This is a genomic window from Clostridium tagluense (genome assembly GCF_003865095.1).
In the GTDB taxonomy this organism is placed as follows: domain Bacteria; phylum Bacillota; class Clostridia; order Clostridiales; family Clostridiaceae; genus Clostridium_AD; species Clostridium_AD tagluense.
On the sequence record NZ_BHYK01000010.1, the window covers coordinates 50290 to 68423 of the forward strand.

Here is an 18134-nt window from a genome sequence, read left to right on the forward strand (position 1 = left end):
AAATGTTTGACGATACCATAGTAAAAATACTAGGAAACTCTTATGCTAATGCACCTTTAAAGTCTATTGAGTGTGATGTACAAGACCATACGAGCACTATTGATAAAGAAGATTACTCCTATAAATGTAGCAAATTACTATTTGTAGATTCTATAGAGCCATTAATTTCAGAGAATTTTTATCTTAAGATTGAAAATAAAATCTATAAAATTATTAAGGCAGATACATACTCAGACCATATGGAAGTGTATTTATTTTATTGCGATTTTAAAGATGTTATGATAAATGATGTAGATAAAAAAGTATTAATTGAAGAAACTACTGAGCAAATTGCTACACTTGACGAAAAGTTAATTTTATCAAATTTTGAAATAAGAACAGGAGACTTGGTGGAATTTCAGAGCCATAAATGGATTATAACAAGCCAAATATCAAAGGATGGCAATGCAATTGAATATAGAGGTAGAATGCGGAAATGTAATAATAATCTTAGGTATAAGGCTATAGTAGATGGAACAGATAGAGTAATTTCCATTCCTGCCATTATAGATAAAGGCACGCTTTCTCTAACAGAAGGTAAATATTTTAATACAGTAGACAATGAATTAAGTTGTCAAGTGGGATATACTATGATAAATAAAATAAAATATATTAAGGTAGGATTTGAATTTATTTTGAATGGAACAGTCTGGAGTGTATTAGGGATTGATAATGTGAGTAGTATAATATTTGATGAACAAGGAATTATTTATATTAGATTACGAAGCACGCTTAGTAACCAAGGAGACAATTTTGAATTAGGATTACCTCATAACGAAACAACTCCCGTAATTACTACATCCATTGGAGATGATTTTACTATTGAATTACCTACTTATAACACTGAGATAATACAAAATAAAAAATTTCAGATTATGGCAATTTGTAAGAATAATAATACAATAGTAACTTCGCCTACATTAAATTACAATGTTACAGATTATACTATTTGTAAAGTAGATGCTACTGGATTGGTTACTGGGATAAAAGAAGGGGCTACAACTATTATAATTAACTATATGGGAGAAGAAGTAACACTTAATGTAACTATAACTGTTGCTAGTATTGAGCCAGTAATAACATATAAGATAGTAGCAGTCCAAGGTAGTGACGTTAATTACATAAATTATGGTAGCCCGAAAACATGGAGAATGATTGATAAAAAGGGTATTGATGTTGTAGATAAAACATTTACTTTTGCTTTGGAGCAATCTGATAAAAACCCAACAATTACTCCGCAAAAACTACTAGCTTCCTTTACTATTATAAGTGATGTAAGGTATAAAATGATTGCAAATGATTCGAATATTAAAGGATACCTTAATCTAGTAGCAACTTGTAATGAAAATGGTGTAATAGCCATAAAACAGATAGAAATTAAAGGTGCAATGGATTATTAATTAGGGGGAAATATATAGCTATAGAATATTTATTATCACTAAATGCCATTGAGTGCTAATAATATAGATTTACAAACAAAAGATTCCTAATAAATTAAGTTAGGTGTCTTTTATTATGTCTAAAAATAATAAATAATGGGAGGTAATGAAATGGATATAGAAAGTTTAGTTTCAACTTTGGGATTTCCAATTGCTTGTGTTGTTGCTCTTGGGTATTATATAAATAATTGATCTAAAATAGCAAGGGAAGACGGAAATAGCAGAGAAAAAGTTTTAATGGAAGCGGGTAATACAAGAGAAACAATACTAATGGATGCAAATAAAGAATTTGCCATTGCCTTGAATAAAGCATCTGATGCTATTACAGAAAACGGTAAAATACAACTTGCGTTATTTGAAAGAATGCATACTGTAGAATGTAAAGTAGATAATTTGGATATCAAAGTAGATATACTTATAAAAAATGATATAAAAGAATAAATGGATAAGCGAGAATACATATAGGGTGATAGATTAATTTCTTACACCCTTTTTTTCTTTTTTGTAATAATAAATGTGCTCGTCAATTGACACAACTTACATAAAAGGTATATTATAGGATTATATATTAATGAGGAGGTAGACATATGAATAATTCAAAATCATTTAATCTACATAACTTTATACAAAGCAAAAATCCCACTATAATATCTACAAGTGAGGCATTAAAAGATGTTGAGCCTATTAAATGGTGTGATGATGTTTTATCGGGAACGAACAAGGTTTTAATAGATTTTAAATAATATAGTTATATAACATTTATTAGTATTCAAAACCATTGTATATTACATAAACACTTAAAATATAATCATTCATAAAAAATATGTTTAATATTAGAACTCAAAGCCATAGTATCCTACTAAAACATCAAAAATATAGTAAAACACAATGGCATTAAGTGATAATATAGCTTTATAAATTAATTTAAGCTAGATTTATTTTCACATTAGCACTCAAAGACATTGTTTTCTATTCAAATATGGCTTTTTAAATGAAAATACAGATGATAAGAAATAAAATATAGGGTATAGGATTAATTTCTTATACCCTTTTTTCTTTTTTGTAATTATAGCCCATGTTTAATTACTTTAACTTAATACTATTCTCATAAACTTCATCAGAATATTTATTTTGAGTTATTGCATAGTAATAAATTTTAATGTCAGCATCGATAAAACCCCTTTTCTGTGCACCCAATAGAGTATAATACATATTGTCTCTACCGACAGGATTATCAGTGTGGAGATATATTCTCTCTGCTCTTAAGCTTTTCTCACAAATATATTTGACTAAATCGTATCCTGTAGGTATTAGATTTCCTTGTTCATCAACGCCTAGGTCATGGTCAAGTGATAGGGTTTCAATCTGAAAATTTTCAAGATAATATTTTGCTTGGGCTATATTTCTTGCAATTACAAACCCCTCGGGACAATCACGTAAATCGTCAACATATAAATTTATTTTTTCTTTCATAACAATTGAATCTCCCAAATTTTTATTAGCACTATTTAAACTTACCTTAGCACTATATTACTATTTTTGAGTAAGACAGTAAATATTTATTTTTCTAATGCCGTACCTTTGCTATTTGTTAAATTTAGACCTTTTGAGTATTTAGATTAATGTTTATAAAAGTGTGTATATTAATAAAATTAAACTTAAAGCCGAAACGTATATTAATGTAGAGAATTTTGAAATTTAAATATCGTAATGTATACCATCATGAAACACTTGATTTTGGTGTATTTATAATGGTATACTACTGGTAGATGATGGTTTATGTATGTATTCCATGATGGTATATTAATATAATAAGAGATTACAATGATACCAGATAATATGACACCTGTTAGCTTAGAAGGCGCAGCTAAGGTACAAAGGCTTATAGATATGCTTGAAGACGATGATGATGTGCAGGATGTCTATCATAATGCAGAGTTCCCTGAGGAGTTTGTGGGATAAGTTATATAAAATGCGTATATTACTATTATTCAGACAATTTAATTGATGTTAATCTTAATAAGAAATGTAATCGTGATTACAACAAACGCATGATTATGATTTTTGTTTAAGACAAACATCATTGAAGGACACTTTTTGTTTAATAAAATAAACAGGAGGTGTCTTTTTATGTTTTTAGAACGATTATTAAAAGAATTTTTATTCATTCTTTCGCAAAAAGGAATATATGATTGAAGATGAAAAACGCACAAAGGGATTTTCTTATGGTATGCTGGTAGTTACAGTACTGCTTGTTATAATAGGGATTCTGCTAGCTTTTCATCCTATAATAAGACCTGAACTGTTACCGATTGAATTACCGAAATGAAGATGAAAAGAGCAGGGGAATTATCATCTGCTCTTTAATGTACACTATTGTGAAAGATGATGTAAAAAATACCGTAAAATTATATAACCAGAATAATACGGTGTTTTAAATAATTGTTCGTTTTTTATAGTTGTGTCACAATATTAGAATTATACGTCTTAAAGGTGAGTGGTAATTTCAAATTAAAGTATGGTTAAACATTACACATGGGTTTGAAATTGAATTAACCAAAAGTTTCTTTTTAACCATAAGTTACACCTCTATATACCCTGCTTAGAGTGTATCATTATGTGGATGTTTATGAAATATATTTTTAAAAATGTGATAGATACTAATTATGTCGAATTATTCTTATAATATGGTGCGCAATCTATTAAGGGCAATAGCCTTTTTTTATGCTGTTTTCTAGGAGGTTATTTTTACATTAGTCGTTGGTCGTACTCCTACTTAGTTCAAGCATTGTTTTTGCTACTGTAGCCAGCGGACATAACCTCTGTATTAACAGGAAAGACAGTGCAAGCAAGTTATAAAAGATGAAGAGGTTGGAAAAACCTATTTGATTATTTCTCTCAATCCCAATAAATCCTTGGAATGATATCTAATTCCATCCACCATCTTACTTCTTACAAGAACACACTTTATACCAGCATTTTCTGGACCCTTTACATCTGATACAATGCTATCTCCTATCATCCAAACATCTTTAGGGTTATTGTATTTTTCTAACGCATGCTCATATATTTTAGCATTAGGTTTTTCATACCCCACATTAGCAGAAGATATACAATCTACTAAATAAGCTGATAATCCCAAACCCTCTACTATACTTGGTAGTTCTGGAATATGATTAGATAGAATAACATTTGAGTATCCCTTTTCTTTGAAATAATTAAGCATTTCTATAGTATCCTCATATAAAATGAATTCATCTACTTTTATAAATTCTTCTCTCACTTGCTTTGCATATTGAATTGCTTCTTGCTCTTTTATATTAAATTCTTTATAGCAATTTAAAAAAATACTTTCAACATGTTTCCACCATGCATTACTATTTGTTAAATGTAAATACTCCTTTTCATGATTTTGCCATGGAAAACCCTGCATTGATTTCTTTTTAAAATCATCAATTCCTATGCTAGTATTTGGCTGGTTTTTAATAAGAACTTTATATAATGCCTTACTGACCATCCAATCATTATATGCTAATGTATCTTGAAAATCCCAAAATATCACCTTATCCATATTAATTGTTCCTCTACTTTTAATTGTTTATTTTTCATAATAAATTCCACCTTATTTATATGTTTTAGGTTCGCTTTAGATTACGGTTGCGACACAAAACATTTATTTAATTATACTATTATTAGCGTTACTTAACGAGTAAAGTATTTACATTTATGGGCTTGTAATTTACTTAACGTACGAAATATCATTTTTGCGTATGCTACCCCAAAAACGAACTACTATTTATTTTGTGGCTGGTATAGTATGACATAAAATATGAAGAGTGCGAAATAACTCAACATTAGATAATGCTTATTATGAACATAATATTGAATCTATCTCAAACCAGTGTTCCGTCAGCCAAATCATTTCATCTTTGAACCGCTTTGGGATTTTGTCACATTCTCCAAAAAATTCTGGCTGTATCCACCACGGTATTTCAATACACCACGAAAGCCGCAAAGCGTCCGCTATATTAGTTAAAGTCAACGCTGAATGCTGTGAATAGCCTTCAAGGAAAGCGCATACCTTTTCGACGTTCATTATATTGCCTTCCAACGCAAAAGACAGTATCGCTCTTCCTATATCATGCCAAATATAGCTGTAGCAATTACGGTCAAAATCAACGACAGCGGATATGCGATCCACATCAAACAGGATATTGCCGGGCTGAAAATCCTCATGAGCGAATCCTTTGGGAAACTTATCAAAAAAATCGGTGCTAAGCTGCTTCAAAATCGGCTCCAGCGCAAGCAAAGCTTTCCGATATTCAACATGAGCGTATGGCGAGCATTTCGTCATACGGGAGTTAAAGTTTTCCCATAATAAATCCATCGTATAACCGCCAAAAACGGGTAGGTTCTTGACTGAAGGCTCCAGTAATTGTGAAAACGCTTTGTGCATTACCGCGCAGGTGCTTCCGAGACTGCGCATTTGCGTTATTGTGATTGTGTCTGGGTTTTCTGTCTTTCCCGAGCGGAAATCCATGACCATATAGGCTGTTTTGTCATCCAGCCAACGAATTACACGGTCTCCGCACTGCCAGAGAAACGGACAAGGAACGCTGCTTTTTTCAAGGATAATCTGCCGCTGCAACGCAGACTCAATTTCTTTCAATTGTCTACTGCTGAACCGCTTAGTGCTGTATTGTTTGACCAATAATTCGCCTTTTTCAGTTGAAACCTTACATTCATGATTCAGCAATCCACCTGTTACCGGAGTAATTTGATTAAAAGTTATCCCATAACTTTCTTTCAAATCAGCTATAATTTTATCTTCCATTCAATAACCTCCTAAACAAAATATAAATTTTCTACTTCGTATAAAATTACAACTCCGACCTAACCTTGAGTAAACAAAGGCGTTTCCGCCTATGCTCCTCGACAGAACCGTACGTGCCCTATTAAGGCATACGGCTCTTCACATCATATTTCAATTACCTATAGAATAAACTCACTTTTATAGTTGGCTCTAATAACGGAAAAGTTTTCAGCAAACCATTATAGAATGTATCCAGTGTGTAACTTCTTCTTTGGCTTCTTCTATTAAGCCATTTAAACAGTAACCACTTGACCACATTTTGATAACTTTTCACACCTTTTGTATTATCCGTAACTCCATAATACTGGTAATGTCCCCTAAGTTTCTCATTAATTTTCTTAAACAATTCACCTAAAGGTATTATTCGGTTATTCTTAACCCATTCCTTCACTGTCTTGACTTTGCTTCTAAATTTCTTCTTACTAGTCTTAACCTTACAGCGAAAGAATCTCTTATTACCATTTAAACTACAGTAAAATGTAAATCCTAGAAAGTCGAAAGTTTCGGGTTTACACAATCCTCGTTTTGTCCTGTTTTGCCTGGCAAACCTCCCGAATTCCAATATCTTGGTTTTATCTAAGGCTAGTTCTAACCCAAACTTCTTGAATCTCTCTATTAGCCTTTGATAAAATTCTTCCGCTTCCCATTTGTTTTGAAAGCAACATACAAAATCATCGCAATATCTTACTAAATATGCTTCACCATTACACTGGCGTTTTACTTTAACATCAAACCAATAATCCAGTACGTAATGCAAATATATATTTGCAAGAACCGGTGAAGCTCCATTTCCTTGAGGGGTACCTTGCTCACTTTCCAAAAAGTTTCCATCTTCCATGATTCCAGCTTTTAAGAACTTCTTTATTATTTCTATGAACTTCTTATCTGCTATATCATGTTCTAGAAATTTTATTAACCAATCATGGTCTACGTTATCAAAAAAACCTCTTATATCAGCTTCCACAATGTAATTTACTTTATGGTACTGAACATTTTCTATGATTTCTTTGACCGCCTGATGACAATTTCTGTTTGGTCTGAATCCAAAGGATTCATTAAAGAACTTTGGCTCATATATCATAGTCAATATCTGCGATATATTATTCTCAACTAATTTATCATCATAGCATGATATACCTAACGGCCTCATTTTGTTACTTCCATCCTTTGGAATATACACTCTCCTTGTAGATTCTGGCTTGTAGCTTCCGCTTTTCATTCGTTTTACCAAATCTTCTACGTTCGCTTCTAAGTTTACAGAATAATCCTCCTTTGCTACGCCATCAATTCCTTTTGCTTTCTTTCCATTCATTTTCTTATGAATAGCTTTCAGCGTATTTTCGTTAATGTATGAAGCAATGTTTTGAACCTTTCCATCAAGTCTAGCTTTTTCTATATTGTATTGTATTCCAAGTAACTCGTTAATCATATTCTTCAGCTCTCCTGTCTGTAAAACTCTCCGTTTACTTGAAGCTATGTTGTGCTAACCCCTTCCCTCCATCTGCTTTCACAGGCTTCTATGGTACTATGAGTTAGTCGGACTTCCTATAATACATTTGCTCATCTTGCTCGTTCCCTTGCTTGACTTCGCATACTGATTTTTTTTTTTTTCAGATATTATAGGACCTCAGCTGTTCTAGTAACATACTTATCATCAAACTCGCCAAGCCCTAGGACCCCGGAAGAGTTATACAAATCTCACCATTACGATTTATATAATATTGCCTGCTACTTATAAAACAGTATCGACCTCTTCATTTAGATAATCATTTCGTGGCTCAACAGCTTCACTTTCGTTTCGGCTCGTTTGCTCCCCGCCCTACGCTTAAATCTAATGTTACCATTTCGACTCCAAGGACTAGGTATAGGTAGTTGGTTAGACCTTACCTAGTAGGATTTCCCTACTATATGTTAATAACTTACTAATGGAAATAGAACTACTTCCATTCCCAAGAGGAAACAACACGCATTTGCGTGCTGCTTCGCAGCTCGCACTCTATAAAAATTATAGCATATTATACATATTTATACATATTTATATTTCTATAATAGTAAATTTTTTCATTTTAAAATACCGTATCGTTAAGTTTTCAAAGAATATTGTTTATACTTTCATTTCCAATAGGTACGTCGTCTTTTTTTATAATGTTCGCTAAAGACCAATTATTTTTAACTTCTTAGGATAGAAACAACTTATTTAATCACAACACTATCGCAATGTAGCTTCAGGGTATTAATTTAATGCAATTTATGGAAGAAGCATATTACTCTTATAGCGGAAGCGTTTTTATCTACATTATACAATAGCCTGTAAGAAAACCCTCTGTTTTTGATGTATATGTAATAAGCAATTTTACTAAATATATCCATGTCATAACATTGTCCAAAGCCCTACATGAATTACAAGGAAAAAGATGTTGGGGATTATGGATGTATGTGCGAGAAACAAGAGAGGAAAGAATCTTTAACGGAAAGAAAAAAAATTATTGCGTCACACTAACAATTTAAATAATAGCCAACACAGTTTAATTTAATACATATATGGAGGGATTGAATTGAAACCAGCATTAGTAATAATTGATATGCAACTTTGGTTTTTTAGAAATGAGGCAAGAAGAGTAAAACTACCAGAACTTATTCTATCCATAAATGAACTTATAGACGTTGCGAAAGAGAAGAACATTCCAATATATCAGGTTTTAACTATACATAAAAATGATAAGTCTACTTGGAATATTGTTATGAAAAAACATAATTTTGTAGCATTACTTGAAGGCAGTAAGGAATCTGAATTATTACCTGAAATAAAATTTGATAACACGCAAGAAGTTATTGTCAAGACAAGACAAAGCACTTTCATAAGAACTTATTTTGAAGAAAAGTTAATGGAACAGAATATTGACACTTTGATTTTAGGTGGTGTGTTTACTCATGGATGTGTCGGCAGAACAGCCGTTGATGCCTATGAAAGAGATTTTAATGTAATACTGGCAAGAGAAGCGTCATTTAGTCATATAAAAAATCAAGAAGAAGCGATGTTCCAAGTTATTGAAGAAGAACAGGAGCAATCAATACTGACTAATGAAGAAATAAAGAAATTACTTATGAGTATATAGTATATAATATTTTTACAAAGCGAATGAATTAATAAAAATAAGTAGCAGGAGTTATTATAACTCCTGCTACTTTGTTTGCTATAATATATGTTATTTTAGGGGCTAATTATTATGTGGATTATTAAATGAAAAACATTTTTATTTCTATGCGAGTAAATTAGATATAAGTAATGCTAGTTTAGAAAAAGATGAGTGGGAATTAATAAAAGATTTTTACAAATAGGCCTATGGAAAAAAATATTTAAAATGTGTGTGAGATATATTTCACAAATATAAAAAATAAGACTATTATATATAATGTATTTAATGTATAATTTTGGTACAATGTAATTACAACAAAGTTTAAGGAGGAAAATATTAATGAGTAAAATTTTAAATTGTAAGGCATGTAACAAAGAGATAGCAAAGGGTGTTAATAAATGTGTTCACTGTGGCAAAGACCAAAGAAACTTCTTTTCTAAACATAAGTTTTTGACTGGAATTTGTGCAGTAGTATTATTAGCAGGCATAGGAGTGGCAGGACGTGATAAACCTACATTAGTAAAACCAAATGATACAGCCGTTAAAACAAGTACAGCGGTGGCTGAAAAGGCAGTGGCTACAGAAACAAAATCCAAAGAAGCTAAAGCATTTAAAGTTGGTGATACTGTAAAATTAACAAATTTACAAGTTAAAGTTAATAAAGTATCTATTGTAAAAGGCGATGAGTATACCAAACCAGCAGAAGGTAATGAGTTCTTTGCAGTAGATTGCACGGTAGAAAATATATCCCAAAAAGAACAAGCAATATCTTCTGTTATGATGTTTAAAGTTGTAGATAAAGATGGAAGAGCCTATGAAATGTCTATAACAGGAATGGTTGTAGCAAAAGCTGGTCAATTAGATGGAAGTATTGGCGTAGGAAGAAAAATAAGTGGGGCATATGTTGTAGAAGTGCCAAAAGGTACAAAGGGATTAGAACTAGTATTTGATGCAAGTTTATTCTCATCAGGGCAAGTAATTGTTAAACTGAACTAAATTAGTAAAATCTATAAATCAAATTAAAAGGCTTAATGTAGAAATATATTGAGCCTTTATTTTGTATCATTTTATTGCTTAGATAATTGAATATATGGTTTAATGTTGATACATATGATAAAATTGGTAGTGAGAGTCAGCTAAATGAAATTAGAATTTTATCTAAAGTAGGCTTTGGAGGAAATATAGTTTTATTTATATGTTCTATTTTAATTATTGTTAGATTTGGTATTATACCTTAATTAAGTTATTAATCTCAATTATGAATGACATAGATGGGATATGTCAAACTTGTATTTTATGATGAAGTTTGGTTAGAAAAATTTTGAGGGAGAGTGATATACAGATGAAGTTTATAGATATAGAAAATTGGGAAAGAAAAAATCATTACAATTATTTTAAACAACTTGATTACCCTCATTTTAATATTTGTGGGAATGTTGATATTACAGAGTTTTATAGATTTATTAAGGAAAAAGAGAATCCGTTTTTCATATCAATTTTGTATGTTGTTACAAAAGCAGCAAATAGCATAAAGGAATTTCGTTATAGGATAAGAGAAGATAAAATAGTTGAACATGAAATTGTTAGTCCTTCTTTTACAGTAATGGCTTCAAATGAAGTATTTAGTTTTTGTACAGTTAAATTTATAGATGAATTTAAAGAATTTAAGATTAATACATCAAATGAAATAGAAAGAACAAAAAATAATGTAAGTATCGGAAATGAACCAGGTCGCGATGACCTCTTATATACTACAAGTATTCCATGGGTTTCATTTACCAGTATAACTCACCCAATTCAAATGAAGCCTGTTGAGAGTGTCCCAATGATAGCATGGGGTAAGTACTTCGAGGAAAATGGAAGGATAAAGTTACCACTATCTGTTCAAGTACATCACTCACTAGTAGATGGCGTACATGTTGGGCAATACTTTAATAAAATTCAAGAAATTTTAGATAATCCCGTAAAGTATTTTCATTGAAAGGAGAGTGCTTGTATGAAATATACAATGACTGATAATCCAACAGAGCAAGATATTAGGCATATTATATAATGGCTTTAAAAATATCTGAGTAAAATAATTAAAAAAATTCATAATACGGTACATTTTCTTATACATCAAACGACTTATCTTAAATGGATGAGTCGTTTTTTATATCGCCATATCACCAATATTATCTAATGGAGCATAAATAAAGTAATAATATGTATTATTATAGGAATATGGTGATGTTAAAATATGTATAGCATGCTATAATTTATATATAGCTAGGTAGAAGTCGTCATATAAGACTCAGATAATTTATATTAATCACATTATGAATTTTTAGGGGGTATTTTTCATGTTAAAACATACTGGAACAAAAATAATAGAAACTCAAAGACTTATATTAAGACAGTTTAAAGAGGAAGATGCTGCAGATATGTTTAATAATTGGGCATCTGATAATGAGGTTACCAGATATGTCTCTTGGCAAACTCACAGTGACATTGAAGTAAGTAAAAAACTACTTAAAATGTGGATTGATGAATATAGTAGCCAAGAAAATTATAATTGGGCAATAGAAATAAAGGATAATGGAAGTGTAGTTGGTTCTATTGGACTTATGAATATAGACAATAATATTGAAAACTGTGAGATTGGGTATTGCATAGGTAAGGCCTTTTGGAACAAAGGGATAACAACTGAAGCTTTTTCTGCGGTCATTAATTTTGCCTTTAAAGAAGTAGGGTTTGAACGTATAACCGGACGTCATAATGTTGATAATATAGCCTCTGGACGAGTTATGGAAAAGTGTGCTTTAAAATATGAAGGTACTTTAAGAAAGATACATAAGATTAATACTGGTTCACTAGTAGATTGTAAATATTATTCAATATTAAAGGAAGAATATGTACCAGATGAAAGAAGAAAAAATCATTCCAAATGAGAGTTTTTTACGTGCAGGTTAATCCTACGGTGGATATTTAGCAAGAGGAATAGTACATAAAATGAAAGATAGAGTAGAGGGGTTGTTTAGACAACTATCCAAGAGCAACTTTTGCTGTATTGGATAGAGCAGGACATAATTTGCAAATAGAACAGGCAGAACTATTTAATTCATTAGTTACTGAATGGATTCTAAGAGTCGATGAGTCATAGTATTTTTAAATTTTGTCATAAAGAATTTTAAAAACAGGAGGACGTATAAGTATGAAAATATTGATTGTAGGAGCAAGTGGGTATTTAGGAAATACAATATATAAGAAACTCAAGGAAGGTAGTAATGATGATATTTATGGAACTTGCTGCAACTCTAGTAATCAGGAACTTTTAAAAATTAATGTATTGAATAAGTTAGATATAAAGAAAGTACTTTCATTTAAACCAGATATAATTATTTGGAGCATTTATGATGTAGAAAAAGAAATGTCCTTATCACAAATAGGTATAAATGAGATAATTAATGGAATTTCAGAAGATGTGCGCTTAATTTATGTTTCCACTACAGTTGGAGAAGGAAAGCAGCAGGCTGAAAATATAATTCCTCATAAACGTATGCCTGATGAGTACTTTTCAAAATACATTAACGGTAAAATTGAAGGGGAAAGTATAGTTAGAAAGCATCCTAATTATGTAATTGTAAGGCCTGGTAGTATATATGGTTATGACTATGATGGCAAAATAGATTCTAGGATGAAAGGACTACTTGAAATTTTAAAAACAGGTAAAAGATATTCAAGAACAGCAAATATGTATGCCAGTTTTGTTAATGTATGCGATCTCGCAGATGCTATAATTGAACTTGCATATAGCAATTTTACAGGAATCATAAATGTAGCAGGAGAAAGGGCAGTAAGTCATTATGATTTCAACATACATTTAGCAAGATTAATGGATATTGATAACAGTTTTATAATACCTGATTATAAACAAGATGAGGTATATCATAATATAAATAACGACAAAAGAAAACTTTTACTCAATACTTTAGTAAGAGATATTTGAACAATTGTTAAATGTTAAGTGGAACATCCATAGATTTGTGTAAATCAAATCTATGAATCTATCCCAGTTTTAAAAACATCTTTTATTTTGAACTTATTATCGGAGTCCGCTGATATTCTATAGTATCCTTTGCAATATCTCATATCTCATATTTCACATAATGATTTTCATATTTACTATATTTAAATTTCTATCGTAATAAAATTATATAATAGGATGCCACTTGCAACGTTGGTGACACTAAAAGGACATATTGTTATATCCAATTCATAGAAAATATTAAAAATTTATTACAATTTGTAAGAATAATTGATAATTAGGAAATTATGTTATAAAATTAACGTGCTTAAGATTTAATAACAAGTAACTGAACTTGTAAATTTAAAGGAATTATTTAATTTATATGAACCTACAAATGGGCTTGAATCCAACAGATTATTTTTTGATTGGTGGTGGTTTAGATAATAATGAGACTTATGAAGACAATACTACATTTCTAATACTATAAATTTAATATTGGAGTGAATAAATGTTTAAATTAATTTCAAGTAGAATAAAATCAAATTTTTTACATTATTTTCTAGTATTTATAGCATATGTTACTGTTTTGCTAGTCATCTCATTTGGAGTTTATTTTGTTAATCTTAGCAAAAATATGACTTTGGATTGGACAAATGGTGAAATCAATCACCAAAAGTTAATTTCTGTAAATATTAGTAATTCAAATAGTATAGATTATGATAAATTAGTAAATGTACTAAAAAAGTATTCAAAAACAATAGCTATAAGAATAAATGGATTAACAGAAACAATACCAAGTAATGGTGCTGAATGGCAAGTTCAACTTCAACCGGTATTATTTACACAGAATCCAGAATGGATTCCAAAGATTAATAAAGGAAGATATATAAAACCAGATGAAAGTTGCTCAAAATCTAAAATTGCGGTTATTGGTGCAGGAGTAGTCGCTAATAAACTAACTAATAAACTAGATAATACTATAGTAATAGGCGGAGAAAAATTTAACGTTATAGGTGTTGTAGGTAAACTAACAGAGAATTATACTAATTATTTAGGAAGTGTATTTATTCCATTAGAATCATTACCTGATAAAAACAAAAAAGAGATAAAAACAATTGAAATATATTTATTAAAAAATAATGGAAATCCTAAAAATGAAATGAAAGCATTATTAGTTGATTTAAACAAATTATCAAATGTAAATGTAAGTGAAGTTGATATGAATGGCCAATTATCCGATTTTTATAACAAACTATCTATAACTATATTTGCAGGATGTTTAATTATACTAATATCAGTAGGTAATATAAGTATTCTAATATTTTATTTAATGTTAAAAACTAAAAAATGCATTTTAATAAGTATTGCACTCGGTGCAACAAAAAAATTAATTTGGAAACAGATTTTTATCGAACTTATTTTAATATCAGTATGTTCTATAATTTCCGCATCAATATTTACTAATTTGTTAACTCCATTTATTAAGCAGAACTTTACAATGATTCTGAATATAAAAGAGTTACAGTTTAGTAGTTTTAATATTATAGTACCCTCTTTGGCAACTATAGTGATGAGTTTTTTAATATCAATAATGAGTGTGAGAAAATTCTTCAGGTTAAATCTTATAACAGAATTAAAAGGAGAGTAGTATGTGGAGATTACGAATAATACTTAAATCTATATCAAAACAAGGTGTAAAATTTAAATTAGTTTTTTTTCAACTTATCATAATTTTTATATCTTTAAATTTTGCGTTTACCTTAATAAATAAAAATTTAGACTTAAAATACAGTATTGATAAATTAGTTGATAAAGATAAGTCAGTAATGATTGGACTTTCAGTACCTTCAATTGATAAGGATCCTATAAATTCAATTGACCGAATTTATGAAAAAATATCCCAAAATAAAGTGGTTAATAAAATAGGTAGCTTTCATATGAATAAAATTAAAATTAAAAAAGAAGAATTTAATGCGATTTATTTAAATAGAGGTGCCTTTGATCTCTATAATATTAATGTTTGTAAGGGCACTATTGATCTTTTTAATTATAAAAAATCTAAAGATGAAATCCCAATTGTTATTAGCAATGATTTATCAAAAAAATGGAGTTTAGGTAGTATATTTACTCTGGAAATGCTTCAAAATAGTAAACTAATAAATTTAAAATTTAAAGTTGTAGGAATAACAAATAGTAGTGCTGTTTTTTGGAATTCTAGAAATGGTGGTCAACCATCCATTAATACTTTAAAAAATTCTCTTATTATACCATTTGATAAGCAGTACTTTTATGATAATGGAATGAATTTTACAATGAAAACTGGGCATACAATTGTATCAGTAAAGAAGAGTCAAGACTTAAAACAATTTACTACTGATTTTTCTAAATTAAATAACAATTCAAAGGTTAAATATATTGAAATTAATGATTTGATAACTCAAATATATGAAGAGAGTAAGCCTTGGATTACATTATCGCTAACATTTGCGGTTTTATTATCCGTTTTATCATTGGTAGGATTTGTGGGTATAATGACTAATTATATTACTTTTAGAAAGAGAGAATATGGAATCAGATTTGCTTTAGGATCAACAAGTAAGGAATTATCGAGGTTAGTATGTGGAGAATTTCTAATTGCATTGATTATAACTAATCTAATCTCAATTTTCCCCATAATTATTACAAGCTATATTTTTGGTATGGATTTAACGATATCTTTAATTATTAAATCTATTTTCCCTTCTTTTAGTATTTCGCTTGCTATATTAGCTATGACATTTTTTATATACAAATCTTATATATTGAAGAAAAATATCGTTGATTTGATTAGGGGGAATTAATTTTGAGTTATATAAAATTAACAGAAGTCGTAAAAAAATATGGAAATGGAGTGGAAACTCTTTATGCATTAAATAAGGTTAATTTAAGTATAGAAAAAGGGGACATGCTAGCCATTTTAGGAACATCAGGCTCTGGAAAATCTACATTATTAAATTTGATTGGATGTCTAGACAACAGTACTAGTGGAAAATTTGAATTTGATGGTAAAGATATTACAAATTATAATGATAAAGAATTAGCTATAATAAGAAACACTAAAATGGGATTTATATTTCAAAATTTTTCTTTGATTACAGAATATAATGTTATTGAAAATGTTGAAGTACCACTTATATATAGAAATCTACTTTTAGGTAAAAGTAAACAATTAAGCAAAACTGAGATAAAAAAATTGGCAATAGAGTCTTTAAAAAAAGTTGGTATGGATGAGTCTATAAACAAAAAAATTACTCAATTGTCCGGTGGACAACAGCAAAGAGTGGCAATAGCAAGAGCTTTGGTTAATAAACCAGATATAATTTTAGCAGATGAACCAACAGGTGCATTAGATAAAACTAATAGTTTAAACATCATTAACATATTAAAAAGTATTAATGATACAAGTAATACTACAGTAATTTTGGTTACTCATAACGAACAACTTACAAGCTTTTGCAAAAGAACTATTATAATAGAAGATGGTATTATTGTAAAACAGTAATTATATAAGTATTTCCCATATATAACAATAAATAAATAGATTTTATGTAGAAATATGCTATAAATTTTACGGTATTTAAGAGTTAGCTGAATCATGCACAAATTTATGCTCAAGTGAATAACCTATTAACATAGCTATTTAATTATTGGAGGTTATAAGTGGGATATTACGTTAGGGTAGAACCAAATGTAAAAATCTATGTAGAGGATCTTAATCCAGAGGGAAAGAATACAATCTTGTTTCTACACGGTTGGCCTGGAAGTCATAAGTTGTTTGAATATCAGTTCGATCAGCTTCCAAAGATGGGATACAGATGCATTGGGATAGATACTAGAGGATTCGGTGATTCAGATAAGCCTTATGGAGGTTACGACTACAATCGCTTGTCAGACGATGTTAAATGCGTGGTTGATGCGTTAAATTTACATGATTTCACACTGGCAGGACATTCAACTGGTGGGGCTATAGCTATTCGATACATGGCTCGTCATAAAGGACAAGGAGTATCTAAACTTGCTCTTTTTGCAGCAGCAGCTCCTAGTCTTATAAAGCGTCCCAATTTCCCATACGGTTTAGAAGAAGAAGATGTAATCAAAATTATTCAGGGAACATATACTGATCGCCCTAAAATGCTGAGCGATTTCGGTAATATATTTTTCTTTCAGTATATAACTAAAGCCTTCTCTGATTGGTTCTTCCAATTGGGATTACAGGCAGCCGGTTGGGCAACTGCGGCCATTGCAAAAACTTGGATAGATGAAGTACTGTTTTCTGATCTAAGAACTATAAACGTTCCAACTTTAATTATTCATGGCATTCATGACAAAGTGGTTCCATTTCCACTAGCTGAAGTACAAAAACAAGGTATTAAAAATTCAAAACTTATACCATTTAAATACAGCGGTCACGGCTCTTTCTATGACCAACGTGACAAATTTAACGAAGAATTAGTAAAATTTATTGAAGAATAAGCATTTAGCAACTTAGAGCGTCTTAATAAAAATATGAAAGCAATAGTTAATTTAAAAACCGTATTATTCTCAAGTGTGAATTTTACGGTTTTTTTATGCCACAATACAAAAAAAGCACATCATAA

General features: G+C 30.0%; 16 protein-coding genes and 2 pseudogenes. 14 read left to right on the plus strand and 4 right to left on the minus strand.

What is annotated here, in order from left to right; translation table 11 throughout:
- The first annotated feature begins 2 nt into the window (after positions 1-2).
- From Ctaglu_RS10595 to Ctaglu_RS25150, 3 genes are all read left to right on the plus strand, one after another.
- Complete coding sequence (locus Ctaglu_RS10595) at positions 3-1439, plus strand: hypothetical protein (protein WP_125001146.1); 1437 nt, start codon at positions 3-5, stop codon at positions 1437-1439.
- A gap of 276 nt (positions 1440-1715) precedes the next feature.
- Entirely contained in the window at positions 1716-1919 is a 204-nt protein-coding gene (locus Ctaglu_RS10600) for a hypothetical protein (protein WP_125001149.1), read from the plus strand.
- Between the two features lie 146 nt (positions 1920-2065).
- Positions 2066-2221, plus strand: a complete 156-nt coding sequence (locus tag Ctaglu_RS25150) for a hypothetical protein (protein ID WP_185732667.1) — start codon at positions 2066-2068, stop codon at positions 2219-2221.
- Positions 2222-2561: 340 nt separating this feature from the next.
- Here Ctaglu_RS25150 and Ctaglu_RS10605 read toward each other — a convergent pair whose 3' ends face one another.
- Entirely contained in the window at positions 2562-2951 is a 390-nt protein-coding gene (locus Ctaglu_RS10605; protein ID WP_125001152.1) for a cyclic-phosphate processing receiver domain-containing protein, read from the minus strand.
- 342 nt (positions 2952-3293) lie between these two features.
- Here Ctaglu_RS10605 and Ctaglu_RS10610 point away from each other — a divergent pair.
- Positions 3294-3440 (plus strand): annotated as a pseudogene (locus Ctaglu_RS10610) (YebC/PmpR family DNA-binding transcriptional regulator); the annotation flags it as partial.
- Between the two features lie 919 nt (positions 3441-4359).
- Here the strand turns inward: Ctaglu_RS10610 and Ctaglu_RS10615 are convergent.
- From Ctaglu_RS10615 to ltrA, 3 genes are all read right to left on the minus strand, one after another.
- Positions 4360-5049 carry an HAD family hydrolase gene (locus Ctaglu_RS10615; protein WP_125001155.1) on the minus strand — a complete coding sequence of 230 codons (690 nt, stop codon included), beginning with the start codon at positions 5047-5049 and terminating at the stop codon, positions 4360-4362.
- 297 nt (positions 5050-5346) lie between these two features.
- Positions 5347-6312, minus strand: a complete 966-nt coding sequence (locus tag Ctaglu_RS10620; protein WP_125001158.1) for a phosphotransferase enzyme family protein — start codon at positions 6310-6312, stop codon at positions 5347-5349.
- Between the two features lie 154 nt (positions 6313-6466).
- A complete protein-coding gene (gene ltrA, locus Ctaglu_RS10625; protein WP_125001160.1) occupies positions 6467-7780 on the minus strand; it encodes a group II intron reverse transcriptase/maturase in 1314 nt (437 codons plus the stop codon).
- A gap of 1126 nt (positions 7781-8906) precedes the next feature.
- Here ltrA and Ctaglu_RS10630 point away from each other — a divergent pair.
- The 10 genes and pseudogenes from Ctaglu_RS10630 to Ctaglu_RS10675 all read left to right on the plus strand — a co-directional run bounded on the left by Ctaglu_RS10630 (position 8907) and on the right by Ctaglu_RS10675 (position 18009).
- Positions 8907-9467: a cysteine hydrolase family protein gene (locus Ctaglu_RS10630; RefSeq protein ID WP_125001163.1), complete on the plus strand. Its 561-nt coding sequence runs from the start codon at positions 8907-8909 to the stop codon at positions 9465-9467.
- Between the two features lie 360 nt (positions 9468-9827).
- Positions 9828-10484 carry a DUF4352 domain-containing protein gene (locus Ctaglu_RS10635; RefSeq protein ID WP_125001166.1) on the plus strand — a complete coding sequence of 219 codons (657 nt, stop codon included), beginning with the start codon at positions 9828-9830 and terminating at the stop codon, positions 10482-10484.
- A gap of 346 nt (positions 10485-10830) precedes the next feature.
- On the plus strand, positions 10831-11469 hold the full coding sequence (locus tag Ctaglu_RS10640) for a chloramphenicol acetyltransferase (RefSeq protein WP_125001169.1): 639 nt from the start codon (positions 10831-10833) through the stop codon (positions 11467-11469).
- A gap of 361 nt (positions 11470-11830) precedes the next feature.
- A complete protein-coding gene (locus tag Ctaglu_RS10645; RefSeq protein WP_125001172.1) occupies positions 11831-12418 on the plus strand; it encodes a GNAT family N-acetyltransferase in 588 nt (195 codons plus the stop codon).
- An 86-nt stretch (positions 12419-12504) separates the two neighbouring features.
- Positions 12505-12630: pseudogene (locus Ctaglu_RS26365) on the plus strand (alpha/beta fold hydrolase); the annotation flags it as partial.
- A gap of 51 nt (positions 12631-12681) precedes the next feature.
- Complete coding sequence (locus Ctaglu_RS10655) at positions 12682-13476, plus strand: sugar nucleotide-binding protein (RefSeq protein ID WP_125001175.1); 795 nt, start codon at positions 12682-12684, stop codon at positions 13474-13476.
- A gap of 529 nt (positions 13477-14005) precedes the next feature.
- Complete coding sequence (locus Ctaglu_RS10660; protein ID WP_125001178.1) at positions 14006-15145, plus strand: ABC transporter permease; 1140 nt, start codon at positions 14006-14008, stop codon at positions 15143-15145.
- A gap of 1 nt (position 15146) precedes the next feature.
- Entirely contained in the window at positions 15147-16337 is a 1191-nt protein-coding gene (locus Ctaglu_RS10665) for an FtsX-like permease family protein (RefSeq protein WP_125001181.1), read from the plus strand.
- A 2-nt stretch (positions 16338-16339) separates the two neighbouring features.
- Entirely contained in the window at positions 16340-17038 is a 699-nt protein-coding gene (locus tag Ctaglu_RS10670) for an ABC transporter ATP-binding protein (RefSeq protein WP_125001184.1), read from the plus strand.
- Positions 17039-17196: 158 nt separating this feature from the next.
- Entirely contained in the window at positions 17197-18009 is an 813-nt protein-coding gene (locus Ctaglu_RS10675) for an alpha/beta fold hydrolase (protein WP_125001187.1), read from the plus strand.
- Positions 18010-18134 lie beyond the last annotated feature (125 nt).

What these genes read in the sequence shown, in the direction of transcription:
- Ctaglu_RS10595 (WP_125001146.1), top strand. Translation starts at nt 3, where the DNA reads ATGTTTGACGATACCATAGTAAAAATACTAGGAAACTCTTATGCTAAT.
- Ctaglu_RS10600 (WP_125001149.1), top strand. Translation starts at nt 1,716, where the DNA reads ATGGAAGCGGGTAATACAAGAGAAACAATACTAATGGATGCAAATAAA.
- Ctaglu_RS25150 (WP_185732667.1), top strand. Translation starts at nt 2,066, where the DNA reads ATGAATAATTCAAAATCATTTAATCTACATAACTTTATACAAAGCAAA.
- Ctaglu_RS10605 (WP_125001152.1), bottom strand. Translation starts at nt 2,951, where the DNA reads ATGAAAGAAAAAATAAATTTATATGTTGACGATTTACGTGATTGTCCC.
- Ctaglu_RS10615 (WP_125001155.1), bottom strand. Translation starts at nt 5,049, where the DNA reads ATGGATAAGGTGATATTTTGGGATTTTCAAGATACATTAGCATATAAT.
- Ctaglu_RS10620 (WP_125001158.1), bottom strand. Translation starts at nt 6,312, where the DNA reads ATGGAAGATAAAATTATAGCTGATTTGAAAGAAAGTTATGGGATAACT.
- ltrA (WP_125001160.1), bottom strand. Translation starts at nt 7,780, where the DNA reads ATGATTAACGAGTTACTTGGAATACAATACAATATAGAAAAAGCTAGA.
- Ctaglu_RS10635 (WP_125001166.1), top strand. Translation starts at nt 9,828, where the DNA reads ATGAGTAAAATTTTAAATTGTAAGGCATGTAACAAAGAGATAGCAAAG.
- Ctaglu_RS10640 (WP_125001169.1), top strand. Translation starts at nt 10,831, where the DNA reads ATGAAGTTTATAGATATAGAAAATTGGGAAAGAAAAAATCATTACAAT.
- Ctaglu_RS10645 (WP_125001172.1), top strand. Translation starts at nt 11,831, where the DNA reads ATGTTAAAACATACTGGAACAAAAATAATAGAAACTCAAAGACTTATA.
- Ctaglu_RS10655 (WP_125001175.1), top strand. Translation starts at nt 12,682, where the DNA reads ATGAAAATATTGATTGTAGGAGCAAGTGGGTATTTAGGAAATACAATA.
- Ctaglu_RS10660 (WP_125001178.1), top strand. Translation starts at nt 14,006, where the DNA reads ATGTTTAAATTAATTTCAAGTAGAATAAAATCAAATTTTTTACATTAT.
- Ctaglu_RS10665 (WP_125001181.1), top strand. Translation starts at nt 15,147, where the DNA reads ATGTGGAGATTACGAATAATACTTAAATCTATATCAAAACAAGGTGTA.